The sequence below is a fragment of the Flavobacterium glycogeni genome (assembly GCF_048286775.1).
In the GTDB taxonomy this organism is placed as follows: Bacteria; Bacteroidota; Bacteroidia; order Flavobacteriales; family Flavobacteriaceae; genus Flavobacterium.
Genome location: NZ_JBLVPV010000004.1, coordinates 167,783 through 180,651, shown reverse-complemented (window position 1 = coordinate 180,651; position 12,869 = coordinate 167,783). Strand labels below are relative to the sequence as shown.

The window sequence follows — 12,869 nt, the reverse complement described above, 5'->3', positions numbered from 1 at the left end:
ACAGAAAATCGCGTCTGAACAAAATCTAAAGTTTTGCTCAGACGCGATGTATTTAAAATGTCTATTTTGGATTGCACTAATTCAACCAAAATAGAATTGTAAAAAATAAATTTTCTTGTTTAATTTTTAGAAAGATTCGCCAACAGTTTTTTGCTGCCCACAATCCAAAGAATATCATTTTTTTCTAAAATCAATTTTGATTCTGGATTGAGAATTCTTTTTCCTCTTCTTTCCAAACCAACAATCAAGCCACGTGTTTTTTCACGTAATTCAGAATCACGTATGCTTTTTCCAATAAATACTTCGTTTATCAGTTCTAACTGTTGCAAAACAATATCAGATTCAGTTACCAATGGTGAGACATCAATCTCATGCTGGTCCAAATATTTTTTAAATGCTGCCACTTGGGTATCAGTACCAATCACGCAAATTTCATCTCCGGGAAACAATCTTTCGTTTCTGCTAGGAATATTAATCGTGATTTCTCCACGCTTGATGAAAGCGATATTAATTCCTAATTGCTCGCGAATGCTTAATTTTTCTAATGTTTTTCCGGCAATATTCGAGGTTGGAGCAATTTCAAAAGTGGTCATGTGGCCATCCCAGGGTGTTAAATCACTACGACTTCTTACCGCTTTTTTAAGTTCTCGGGCATTTAAATTTTTCAAAAAATGGTCTTCAATTTTGTGATATTGCGCATTTAATTTTTTTGGAAAAACAAAATACACGACAACGGCAACAATCAGCATTATAAAAGCGATTCCGGGAGAGAAAAAGATATTTAATAAAAAACCGATGTAAAAAAGGGTCAATACCATTCGCATTAAAATCATCATCAGTATTGGTCCGCGATATTTACGTTCCTCTCTCAAAATGGCTACTTCTTTTACCGCGACGCGACGCAAGGATAGCGCCCATAAAAAAGGAGATAGAATTACGATTGTAATTAATGCCGCAAATATGTTTCCAAACTGAGATCCTTGAACTAAAGGCAGAATGAATTTAGAGGAAAGTAAAATAACAGCCACTATAATTACGGAATGGATAATTACCTGCGTCAGAAACGCCCGCACGACTATTTGCCAGTTGCTTACTAATTTTATGGATTGGGCATTGGCACTATAGCGTTCAATTTTTTTAATCCATTTTCGAGGCAATTTTTTTTCCAGATATTCCGAAAATGGAGTGGCGAATTTCACCATAAAAGGAGTCGTAAAAGTGGTCACTGCTGATACAGCCACTACAATTGGATAGAGAAAATCACTGGTTACATTCAATGTCATTCCCAGTGTTGCAATAATAAAGGAAAATTCCCCAATTTGCGATAAGCTCATTCCGGTCTGCACCGATTGTTTCAGAGGTTGTCCTGAAAGTAAAGCACCAATTGTTGAACTTATGGATTGTCCTATAATCACTGCGAATGTCAAAATAGCGACAGGCAAGGCATATTCGGTCAATGTATCGGGATTAATTAACATCCCAACGGATACAAAGAAAACCGCACCAAAAAGGTCTTTAACAGGTTTTACCAAATGCTCGATGTGTTCCGCCTGAGTAGTTTCGGCAATGATGGAACCCATGATAAAAGCGCCTAATGCAGGAGAAAAACCAACATTGGCAGCAAGAATAACCATCATTAAGCACAAAGCAAGTGAGATGATTAGCAGCATTTCATCAGTTAATATGTTTTTGGCTTTTTTAAGTAAAGTCGGGATAAAAAAGATACCTCCAACAAACCATATGGTCAAGAAAAAGATCAGTTTAAAAACGGATAATAACAGTTCACCACCTGAAAACTGTTGACTCACTGCAATTGTAGAAAGCAATACCATCATCAAAATGGCAACTATATCTTGAACAATGAGCGAACCGATAACTATTCCCGCAAATTTTTGGGTTTTTACCCCGAGTTCATCAAACGTTTTCAGAATAATAGTGGTGGATGAAATCGAAAGTATAACGCCTAAAAAGATACTGTCCATCGGTTTCCAACCAATCCATTGGCCCACTAAATACCCGATGGCAACCATTGAAATAATTTGTGTTACAGCAGTAATTGATGCAGTTCCACCCACTTTCATCAGTTTCTTAAAACTGAATTCGAGTCCCAAACTAAATAATAAAAAGATTACTCCGATCTCTGCCCAAACTTCTACGCTTTTAATATCTTTTACCGAAGGAAAAAAATCAAAATGATTTCCTGCCAAAAACCCGGCAATTAAATACCCCAGAACCAGCGGTTGTTTTATTTTTTTAAATAACAAAACTGCTACTGCAGCTGTCATAAGAATTAATCCTAAATCACTAATTAAAGGTTGTAAATGGTGCGATGCATTTGCTACTGTTTCTGCTGTATTCATAGGCGTTTACTTGTATGATAAGGTTTTTGTGTATATTGGTAAGATATGAAAAAACTTTAATTTTTAAAGTGTAATTCTAGCTAAATACTGCTTTTTATGATTTTTTTTAGCAATAAAAATCCCGTTGAAAAGAATTTAATGTTCTTTTTTCAACGGGATTTTATAAAATCGAATAATTTCTTAAAATTTATATTCCTAAGAAATTGCTAGGAGTGATTTGCATTAATTCTGCTTTAATTTCATCCGAAACTTCTAAGGTAGCTATGAAACCGTGAATCGCTTTTTTATCAATCGCTTCATTGGTTCTGGTCAATCCTTTCAACGCTTCATACGGATTAGGATATCCTTCACGACGTAAGATTGTTTGAATCGCTTCCGCAACAACGGCCCAGTTTTTCTCTAAATCTTCGTGGAATTTTGGTTCGTTCAATAACAATTTGTTTAATCCTTTCAAAGTAGCTTCAAAAGCGATTAATGTGTGTCCCATTGGTACACCAATATTTCTCAAAACCGTACTGTCGGTCAAATCACGTTGTAATCTTGACAATGGTAATTTAGCAGATAAATGTTCGAAAATCGCATTGGCTATTCCTAAATTTCCTTCTGAATTTTCAAAATCAATTGGGTTCACTTTGTGTGGCATAGCCGAAGAACCTATTTCTCCTGCTTTGATTTTTTGTTTGAAATATTCCATCGAAACGTATGTCCAGATATCTCGGTCTAAATCAATGATGATGGTATTTATTCTTTTCAAAGCATCAAAAAATGCTGCGAAATGATCGTAATGTTCAATTTGTGTAGTAGGGAAGGAGTGGTGTAAACCAAGATTTTCCTCCACAAATTTTCCTCCGAATTTTCTCCAATCAATTTGAGGATATGCCACATGATGCGCATTGTAATTTCCGGTTGCACCACCAAATTTAGCCGCAAAAGGAACATTAAACAACAAACGCATTTGCTCTTCTAAACGTTCTACAAAAACACTAATTTCTTTACCCAAACGGGTTGGAGAAGCCGGTTGCCCGTGCGTACGGGCAAGCATTGGAATATCGCGCCATTCAACGCTTAAATCTTTCAGTTTTGAAGTTAAAGTAATCAAAGAAGGCATATATACTTTCTCAAAAGCTTCTTTTGTAGAAAGCGGAATCGCCGTGTTATTAATATCTTGAGAAGTCAGTCCAAAGTGGATAAACTCTTTATATTCAGATAATCCTAATTTTTCAAAAGCATCTTTGATGAAGTATTCCACCGCTTTTACATCGTGGTTGGTGACTTTCTCCGTTTCTTTAATCCAAAGGGCATCTTCAGTAGAGAAATTTTTATAGATGTTGCGTAAGCTTTCGAATAAATTTGGGTTTACGGTTGCAAGTTGTGGCAAAGGCACTTCGCACAAAGCAATGAAATATTCAATTTCAACCAATACGCGGTATTTGATTAAAGCTTCTTCAGAGAAAAATGGAGCCAGCGAAATAGTCTTGTTTCTATATCTTCCGTCGATTGGCGATATAGCATTCAATTCGTTTAAAGTAGTCATTGTTTTGTTGTTTGTTCGAAAGGCACAAAAATAGTTATAAGTTACAAGTTATGGGGTATAAGTTTAGATTTTTTGCGGGAATTCTTTATTGAAACTAAAATTTTTCATTGCCATTGCGATTGATTTTGTTATTGATTGAGTAGCCTTTCTTTCAAAAAAGCAACTCCTTCCGTGGCACGCATAGGAATTACTTCCAATGGATTTCGAAGATTTGGAATTTTTATGGGTTTTGGATCAATATAAAAAATAGGCGTTTCCCGGGTTGTGAAATCAATTAATCCAGCCGCGGGATACACTTGTAATGATGTCCCGATAACAGCAAAATAATCGGCACTTTGAGTTAGTGTTATCGCTTCATCAAGCGCTGGAACTTCCTCGGCAAACCAAACAATATGTGGGCGCAATTGGTTTTTGTTTTCATCGAAATCGCCAAAATTCAAATCATCCTGCCAATCCAGAATGTAATTTGGGTTTTTGGTACTTCTCACTTTCAATAATTCGCCGTGCAAATGCAACACATTCGTGCTTCCGGCGCGTTCGTGTAAATCATCCACATTTTGTGTGATAATGTACACCTCAAATTTATTCTCTAATTCAGCCAGAATTTGATGACCCAAATTAGGTTGTACTTCTTTGAGTTGTTTTCGTCTTTGATTATAAAAATCCAGCACCAAAGCCGGGTTTTTATGCCAACCTTCGGGAGTTGCAACATCCATAACGTTATAACCTTCCCAAAGTCCGTCACTATCCCGAAAAGTTTTTATACCACTTTCGGCACTTATTCCTGCTCCTGTCAAAACCACCAATTTCTTTTTCATTTGTAAAATGCATTTGTAATGTGAATCAGCTTGAATAGCTGTTTGGCTGTGCCGTTAGGCACTAAATATTGGTAGTAATTAGGGTCAAAATTTATTAGCGTGCCGTAGGTATGCGACAAAACTATAAATGTTGCGTACCTACGGCACGCTAAATCCGTTTCACTTCTTGTTTTCTACCAATATTTAGTGCCTAACGGCACATTTCAATCCTTGATTCGAATTAGTATATAAAGCTAGTCTTTTTTAGTATTTTTGCCAAAAAAATAACCCGCAATGATTGATATCGATTACCTTAATTTTCTTGAAAATATCTTAACGGATAACCGCAAAGAAAAATTTCTGAAAGTATTGGAAAACAGAACCAAGCATTTTACGATTGCTGTTGAGGATATTTTTCAAATGCACAATACGAGCGCGGTAATGCGCAGTTGTGAGATTTTTGGAATTCAGGAGTTGAATGTTATCGAGCAGCGTTACGGAAAAAGTATCGACAAAGAAATTGCAATGGGCGCCCAAAAATGGGTTGACATTAATACATTCGACAGTATTACTAATTGTGTGGACACGTTAAAAAATAAAGGTTACCAAATCATTGCTACCACGCCACATTCAACTGATTGTTTGATGGAAGATTTTGACATTTCGAAACCAAGTGCCTTATTTTTTGGAACAGAAAGAGATGGGTTGTCGGAAGAAATTTTGCAACGCGCCGACGGTTTTCTAAAAATTCCGATGGTTGGTTTTACCGAAAGTTTGAATATTTCGGTTTCGGCGGCGATAATCATTCAAAACTTGACGAATCGATTGCGCAATTCAAACATTGATTGGCATTTATCCGAAAATGAAATTTTAGAAAAGCGTTTGGCTTGGGCCAAAAATTCCATAAAAGACATCAAACGAATTGAAGAACGGTATTTTGAGGAAAACCCAAGGTAGTGTAAACGAACGCTAAAACTAGATTTTAACGGTTTGCTGAGTCATTGCGAGGAACGAAGCAATCACATCCAGTATTTCGACAAAGTAAGGGACAAGTTTGCGGAAGTATATAGTTTTTAGTTTAAGAAACCGCGTTACAAACGCTACGATGGTGTTCCAAATTAAAATGGGTACTCGTTGCAAACGAGCACCAGAGTGGGGGTATTTTGAGGAGAATTAAAACTTTATTTCACTCACTAATTTTATATCTTTTAAGTCACTCGGATTCAATTCATATCTGTAAACACCACTATTTCCTATTGCAAACAAAGTATTGTTTCTAATAATTAAATCAAAACAGTTTTTGTCAATAGAATTTATTAATATGGGTTCAACTGGATTTTGAATGTTGAATATTTTTATTACATCATCGCAAACTAATAGATAATCCGAAGTGAAAAAACTGATACCCTTTGGTTGAGTAAGTGTTCTGCTATGAATTAATTTTGGATTAGTAAGGTCTTTTGTGTCATAAACTTGTAAAACATTTATGTTGTTTCCGCAAGTTGTGTTGGAGTTTAGTGTTACATAGGAATGTGTACTATTGGCAATTACAGGGTCGCAAGCGGTAAAATGTTGTACACTTGATAATTTTGTTGGGTTTTCTGGATTTGTAATAGAATAGATAAACATTCCGTTTCTAGATCCAATAAAAAGATTGTCTCCATAAGAAAATAATGTTTCAATGTTAAAGCCAATTGGAACTTCATTCACTTTTACTGGTTTTTCATTGTTTATCAACGAGAAAACATTCAATTTCATTTGGTCTACACAATACAAATAATTTCCTTTTATGGCAAAAACGGCTAGTGAACCGCCTTGTCCGACTGCTCCACTTTCTGAGGAATCATTATTCGTACAGCCAAGTAAAAACACGAGTGTAAATAAGTATATAATTTTTTTCATTTATTATTTAATTAAATTCCAATCGATTATTATTTGATTATCAGTTACATATCCATTCAAGCCGCTTGGAGCTTGCTTTTGAGGAAAAACACTTTTGTTTCTATTTGTCACTACAAATTGGTTAGTAGCCGAATTGTAGGTAGCCGTGACCAAATCTACTGCTTGATTGATGTAAATAGTATTGTTTCTGATTGCCAAATCAGTTGCGCCAGGTGCTTTTATAAAATGCAACCGAATTGGGTTTTTTGGATTTGAATAATCGTAAACATGGAATCCTTTATTTACATCGTTTACAAACATCAAATCATCTTTTATGTATATTTTACCAGATTTAGTTACGGGTTGCGAGTTTTGCAACGCTATAGAGTTCTCAAAAACACTTCGCTCTAAAATCACTGGTTTGTATTGCTGTTGATTTACAAGTTCTCCGCCATCAGTTGTTGGCCAACAAGAACTGAATAGGAATGAAATTAGCAGTAGAAGTATTATTTTTTTCATTTTCAATTGTTTTCATAAAGATAAAGAAAAAAGCTAAAGGTTGCGTTTGATGTGATTTTATTTTTACTTCTATTTCTTACGTTATTAGTTTCAAATAAAAATTCCCCAACTGTTTTTTTTACAATTGGGGAATTTTATTATTTAGGCAAAGCCTCAGTAATAGTATTCATTCACGATAACCCATTCTCCAGAAGAGTATATAGTTTTTAGTTTAAGAAACCGCGTTACAAACGCTACGATGGTGTTCCAAATTAAAATGGGTACTCGTTGCAAACGAGCACCAGAGTGGGGTTCATGCAAACATATCTTGTATTTTCTTTTGATTAAGTGCTTATCGGTGTAAACACGAATTCTTAAAATTGCGCAAAGTCAGAGACATTTGCGCAGCATTTACGAAAAATTTATGTATTTTCAGGGATACTTTGCGGAGCTGGGCTGTTGTGTGCTGTTTTTATTATATCACTAGTCGTTGCAATCATAAAAACCTTGTTTATACTTCCGCACTGCTTTTCGTCTTTTTTTCTTTATTATTCTCGCACCCTTTTTCGTATAGTAATATAATCCTGTGTCTCTGAATAAATAAGCAGTATAACATTTTTTTTCAGTCACTGTAATTTCAATCGGTCTTTCTCCAAAAGATGAAATGATTAAAACGTCACCAAGCTTTGCCTGTATAGTAAATTTCCCATCTAAATCTGTCTCTGTTTTCACGCTTGTACCTTTTACACAAACTTCTACATTTGCTGGGATTAAATTATCTTCAAAAACAAATCCTCTGATAAGTTTAGTATTATTATCTGCTTCCTGCCCAAAAGACAAAAGACAAAAAAGTAAAAACGATATGTAAAGAATTTGTTTCATTTATAAATTCTGTTTTTTAACTTCATCTAATATTTTATTTATATTTTGTTTCTCTCTATAAATAGATGTATCTATTTGTCCCGCTTCTTGAGTAATGCTTTTATTAACGACTTTGCTTTTTTCCCAATCCAAAACATAAAACCCCATTTTAGAAATTTTATTATTAATGTCTACTCTTTGATATTCTATATAAAATGGTTTCAAATTTTGAAAGTAAATAGTTGTAGAATAAGTAGATTCGCTATTTTGAAAATACTTGACTTGTGATATCTTATAAATTTCTTTCTTCTTTTTATAGACAGTTATTGTATTCTTATTAGATGAAGATGTTTTGGGGTCATATGTTTCTTTAAAACTTATACTTTTTAATGATTTAATCATATCAATTTCATTTACCAATTTGGCAATTTTATTAATTTGAGAATCATCATATAAAGAAACTTGCTTGTTATTTCCGTCATATAAAATATTATGAAATTCTCCATTAATTTTTACCAAAGCAACAAAGGATGAACTGTATTCGTCTGTAATTTTGGAATATAAAAACTCATAATCTTTGATTTGGTTTTCAGCCATACAAAACGCAACAATATCATTTTCATCATTTAGATTCGTTTGTTTCCAACTAAGCAAATAGCTATTACTGGTATAATCCGAATTATTTAAATCTTTATATTTTGCAACAATTAAATCCCCATATTCTATATTCTCTTTATCTCGTTCAAAAGTTCCATAACTTTTTATAAGATTAAAATCATTATTGTTTTTATAATAGTAAAACAAACCCAAGTCTTTATTTGGTTGAGAATTTCCCGAACAGTCTCCTCTATGAGTAATTTCTTCTAAGTAAAAACAAATATAATTTTCATCTATTATTTTATATTTTCCTTTACTAGTAGTAAAGCAGTCGTTTCCACACTCAGCACTATATCCGCTTAAGAAGGTTTGGTCTGTATTTAGTGAAATGTTATTACCGTAGTTCTCAAATCTGTCAGGATTTTGAGGAGATAAACCATATTCTTTTATTTTAGAATTAATTATTAAATGGTTAATTCTCCATTTACCTTGTAAAGTTGTTATAGCTGAATTATGAACTACGTTTTCAAAGCCAACATAATTTGATTGACTTTGCGAGTAACAATTACTTAATACAAATAGTAGTAATAAAAAAATATTTCTCATAACTGTTTTTAATTCATCCTATTTTAAGACGATGGTTTTTGTAAAATAGCATACAACTAGTATATAGGTCTGATAAACATCAGACTTTATCGATTTTCAAATATATAAATAAATCGCTGAAAATACTTATAAAAAGGAATCAGTGATTAATTCATGACAAAATCCCTAGCCCCGACAGCAGCGGAAAGCCTATGCCGGTTGAAAACCACTTTTTTCTGGTGGTGGCAGAGCGACCAAAGAAGCTCCTGTCAGCCAGCTAGAAAAAGAGTTTGAAACCAAATAGCTTGCAGCGTAGGGCGGGAATGGCTTCTGAAATGAATTCAGGATAAAAAAATCCCCAACTACTTTCGTAATTGGGGAATTTAATTTTAAGGAATCGAAACGGTTATTAGTTAACGATAACCCATAGACCTGAGGCGATTAAGCTTTCGGCTTTTTTGTATTTCATTTCTTGTGTTTGTCCGTTTGCCACGTTTTGAATTGTAACATTATCATTACGATTGATTTTTGGCATATCTCTCACGATAGTTTCGGTTACTTGTCGTTGTTGCGTTTCTCCCGCTTCACGATTGGCACTTTCACTATTTGGAATTTCGTCTTTACTTAATTTATAATCTTCTTGTTGACGAACTTCTTTCGCTTCTTGAATTTTTTGATTCTCTTGAGCCGGTAAATCACCTTTGAACAAGAATGAAATCACTTCTTTATTGACATTGTCAATCATTGCTCTAAACAAATTGAACGCTTCCAGTTTGTAAATAAGTAATGGATCTTTTTGTTCGTGAACCGCAAGTTGAACCGATTGTTTCAACTCATCCATTTTGCGTAAGTGTTTCTTCCAAGCTTCATCTACAATAGACAAAGTGATATTTTTTTCGAAATCAGCAACAAGTTGAGCACCCTCAGTTTCGTAGGCACGTTTCAAATCAGTAACCACATTCAAAGATTTGATTCCGTCTGTAAAAGGAACTACAATGCGTTCAAATTGGTTGTGCTTGTCTTCGTAAACACTTTTTATGATTGGGAATGCTTCTCTGGCACTTCTTTCCGTTTTCTCCGTATAATATTCCAGCGTAGCTTTGTATATTTTACCGGTTAATTCCATTTCAGTTAATTTCACAAACTCACTTTCTGTAACTGGTGAAGTAATAGAGAAATAACGAATTAATTCAAATTCAAAGTTCTTGAAATTATTTGTTGCTTTATTTTCGTCAACAATCAATTCACAAGTATCATAAAGCATGTTCGCAATATCTAATTTCAAACGCTCTCCAAACAAAGCATGACGACGACGTTTGTACACTACTTCACGTTGTGCATTCATTACATCATCATATTCCAATAAACGTTTACGAACACCAAAATTGTTTTCTTCTACTTTTTTCTGAGCACGTTCGATAGATTTAGTCATCATAGAATGCTGAATCACTTCACCTTCCTGCAATCCCATTCTGTCCATAACTTTAGCCACTCTTTCGGAACCAAACAAACGCATTAGGTTGTCTTCAAGAGAAACATAAAACTGAGAACTTCCAGGATCACCTTGACGTCCTGCACGACCACGTAACTGACGGTCAACACGACGGGAATCATGACGTTCCGTTCCTACAATTGCTAATCCACCAGCGGCTTTTACTTCGGCAGATAATTTAATATCGGTACCACGACCAGCCATGTTCGTTGCAATAGTTACCACACCAGGTTTTCCGGCTTCTTCAACAATTTGTGCTTCTTGTTTGTGCATTTTTGCATTCAAGACATTGTGTGCAACGCCTCTCATTTTCAACATTCGGCTTAATAATTCCGAAATCTCTACAGAAGTTGTACCAATAAGAACCGGTCTTCCTGCTTTAGATAATTCAGTTACGTCTTCGATAACGGCATTGAACTTTTCACGAGTGGTTTTATAAATAAAATCCTCTTTGTCTTTTCTTGCCATTCCTCTGTTCGTTGGAATTTCTACAACGTCTAACTTATATATTTGCCATAACTCACCCGCTTCAGTTACTGCGGTTCCAGTCATTCCTCCCAGTTTGTTGTACATTCTGAAGTAATTCTGTAACGTAACTGTTGCAAATGTTTGAGTTGCAGCTTCGATTTTTACATTTTCTTTGGCTTCAATCGCTTGGTGTAATCCGTCAGAATAACGACGACCATCCATGATACGACCTGTTTGTTCATCAACAATCATGATTTTGTTATCCATGATTACATATTCTACATCTTTTTCAAATAAAGCGTAGGCTTTTAAAAGTTGCGTCAAAGTGTGAATACGCTCACTTTTCACTCCAAAATCTTGAAACAATTGTTCTTTTTCTTCGGCTTCAGTGTCTTTATCTAATTTTTTCTTTTCGATAGCGGCAATTTCAGTTCCAATGTCCGGAAGTACAAAAAAGTCAGCATCAGTATCTCCGGAAAGGTATTTAATTCCGTTGTCTGTCAATTCAACTTGATTGTTTTTTTCTTCAATAACAAAATACAATGCCTCATCAATCTTGTGCATTTCTCTTTTGTTATCCTGCATGTATTGATTTTCTGTTTTCTGAAGCAATTGTTTAATTCCTTCTTCACTCAAAAACTTGATCAATGCTTTGTTTTTTGGTAACGCTCTGTAAGCTCTTAATAATTGGAATCCACCTTCTTTAGTATTTCCTTCTTTAATTAATTTTTTTGCTTCAGATAAGAAACCGTTAGCCAATTGTCTTTGTAAACTAACTAAGTTTTCAATTTTTGGTTTCATTTCCATGAATTCATGACGATCTCCTTGCGGAACCGGACCTGAAATAATCAATGGTGTTCTGGCATCATCAATTAAAACTGAATCTACCTCATCGACAATGGCGTAATTGTGTTTTCGTTGCACTAAATCTTCTGGCGAATGTGCCATGTTATCTCTTAAGTAGTCAAAACCAAATTCATTATTGGTTCCGTAAGTGATATCAGCATCGTAGGCTTTTTTTCTTCCTTCTGAACTTGGTTGGTAATTGTCAATACATTCAACAGTCATACCATGAAATTCGAATAATGGCGCTTTCCAAGTACTATCTCTTTTTGCCAAATAATCATTCACAGTTACTAAATGCACACCGTTTCCAGTTAAGGCATTTAAGTAAAGTGGTAAGGTTGCCACCAATGTTTTTCCTTCACCTGTTTGCATTTCGGCAATTTTACCTTCGTGCAAAACCATTCCGCCAATTAATTGTACGTCATAGTGAATCATGTCCCAAGTAATTTCTTTCCCTGCAGCATTCCAAGAATTTGCCCAAATTGAATTGTCACCATCTAAGGTAATGTAGCTTTTAGTAGCTGAAAGTTCACGGTCTTTTGCAGTTGCGGTTACAACTACTGCTGTGTTGTCTTTAAAACGTCTAGCTGTTTCTTTAACAACGGCAAAGGCTTCCGGAAGAATTTCCAACAACGTTTTTTCCGAAATATCGTAAGCTTCTTTTTCTAATGCGTCAATAGCGATATAAATATCTTCTCTTTTGTCAATGTCTTCAATGCTTTCCACTTCCAGTTTCAGCGCAGCAATTTTAGCATCTTTTTCAGCGCGTGCCTGTTTGATTTTATCCTTAAAAAAAGCAGTGCGTCCTCTAAGATCATCATTAGATAATGCCATCAGAGGAGTTTCAAAAGTTTTGATTTTGTTAAGATACGGCTGTAAAGCTTTCACATCTTTTTGGGATTTATCCCCAACAAAGACTTTAATAATACTATTTATAAAACTCATAATAT

The 12,869-nt window shown here is 34.7% G+C and carries 9 protein-coding genes; 1 reads left to right on the top strand and 8 read right to left on the bottom strand.

Going from position 1 to position 12,869, the window contains the following annotated elements:
• Positions 1–119: 119 nt before the first annotated feature.
• The 3 genes from ACNQGX_RS04965 to ACNQGX_RS04955 all read right to left on the bottom strand — a co-directional run bounded on the left by ACNQGX_RS04965 (position 120) and on the right by ACNQGX_RS04955 (position 4,712).
• Positions 120–2,360, bottom strand: coding sequence for a cation:proton antiporter domain-containing protein (locus ACNQGX_RS04965; protein WP_417974572.1), 2,241 nt, complete (start codon positions 2,358–2,360; stop codon positions 120–122).
• 187 nt (positions 2,361–2,547) lie between these two features.
• Positions 2,548–3,894, bottom strand: a complete 1,347-nt coding sequence (gene purB, locus ACNQGX_RS04960; protein ID WP_417974570.1) for an adenylosuccinate lyase — start codon at positions 3,892–3,894, stop codon at positions 2,548–2,550.
• 128 nt (positions 3,895–4,022) lie between these two features.
• Positions 4,023–4,712: an SIR2 family NAD-dependent protein deacylase gene (locus ACNQGX_RS04955; protein WP_417974568.1), complete on the bottom strand. Its 690-nt coding sequence runs from the start codon at positions 4,710–4,712 to the stop codon at positions 4,023–4,025.
• Between the two features lie 273 nt (positions 4,713–4,985).
• Here ACNQGX_RS04955 and ACNQGX_RS04950 point away from each other — a divergent pair, with 273 nt between their 5' ends.
• Entirely contained in the window at positions 4,986–5,648 is a 663-nt protein-coding gene (locus tag ACNQGX_RS04950) for a TrmH family RNA methyltransferase (protein ID WP_417974566.1), read from the top strand.
• A 216-nt stretch (positions 5,649–5,864) separates the two neighbouring features.
• On the opposite strand, the gene ACNQGX_RS04945 is transcribed toward ACNQGX_RS04950, so the two are convergent.
• From ACNQGX_RS04945 to secA, 5 genes are all read right to left on the bottom strand, one after another.
• Positions 5,865–6,593 carry an LVIVD repeat-containing protein gene (locus tag ACNQGX_RS04945; protein WP_417974564.1) on the bottom strand — a complete coding sequence of 243 codons (729 nt, stop codon included), beginning with the start codon at positions 6,591–6,593 and terminating at the stop codon, positions 5,865–5,867.
• A 3-nt stretch (positions 6,594–6,596) separates the two neighbouring features.
• The gene (locus ACNQGX_RS04940) at positions 6,597–7,091 is read right to left on the bottom strand and encodes a hypothetical protein (RefSeq protein ID WP_417974562.1); all 495 of its coding nucleotides are present in this window, start codon (positions 7,089–7,091) and stop codon (positions 6,597–6,599) included.
• Between the two features lie 462 nt (positions 7,092–7,553).
• Positions 7,554–7,952 carry a hypothetical protein gene (locus ACNQGX_RS04935; RefSeq protein WP_417974560.1) on the bottom strand — a complete coding sequence of 133 codons (399 nt, stop codon included), beginning with the start codon at positions 7,950–7,952 and terminating at the stop codon, positions 7,554–7,556.
• Positions 7,953–9,134: a hypothetical protein gene (locus ACNQGX_RS04930; protein ID WP_417974558.1), complete on the bottom strand. Its 1,182-nt coding sequence runs from the start codon at positions 9,132–9,134 to the stop codon at positions 7,953–7,955. It abuts the gene before it with no gap.
• A gap of 388 nt (positions 9,135–9,522) precedes the next feature.
• Positions 9,523–12,864 carry a preprotein translocase subunit SecA gene (secA, locus tag ACNQGX_RS04925; protein ID WP_417974556.1) on the bottom strand — a complete coding sequence of 1,114 codons (3,342 nt, stop codon included), beginning with the start codon at positions 12,862–12,864 and terminating at the stop codon, positions 9,523–9,525.
• Between the last annotated feature and the right edge of the window lie 5 nt (positions 12,865–12,869).

Excerpts from the sequence above, each read along its gene's own strand:
- ACNQGX_RS04955 (WP_417974568.1), bottom strand. The coding sequence starts at position 4,712 with ATGAAAAAGAAATTGGTGGTTTTGACAGGAGCAGGAATAAGTGCCGAA.
- secA (WP_417974556.1), bottom strand. The coding sequence starts at position 12,864 with ATGAGTTTTATAAATAGTATTATTAAAGTCTTTGTTGGGGATAAATCC.
- ACNQGX_RS04945 (WP_417974564.1), bottom strand. The coding sequence starts at position 6,593 with ATGAAAAAAATTATATACTTATTTACACTCGTGTTTTTACTTGGCTGT.
- ACNQGX_RS04965 (WP_417974572.1), bottom strand. The coding sequence starts at position 2,360 with ATGAATACAGCAGAAACAGTAGCAAATGCATCGCACCATTTACAACCT.
- ACNQGX_RS04950 (WP_417974566.1), top strand. The coding sequence starts at position 4,986 with ATGATTGATATCGATTACCTTAATTTTCTTGAAAATATCTTAACGGAT.
- purB (WP_417974570.1), bottom strand. The coding sequence starts at position 3,894 with ATGACTACTTTAAACGAATTGAATGCTATATCGCCAATCGACGGAAGA.
- ACNQGX_RS04935 (WP_417974560.1), bottom strand. The coding sequence starts at position 7,952 with ATGAAACAAATTCTTTACATATCGTTTTTACTTTTTTGTCTTTTGTCT.
- ACNQGX_RS04940 (WP_417974562.1), bottom strand. The coding sequence starts at position 7,091 with ATGAAAAAAATAATACTTCTACTGCTAATTTCATTCCTATTCAGTTCT.
- ACNQGX_RS04930 (WP_417974558.1), bottom strand. The coding sequence starts at position 9,134 with ATGAGAAATATTTTTTTATTACTACTATTTGTATTAAGTAATTGTTAC.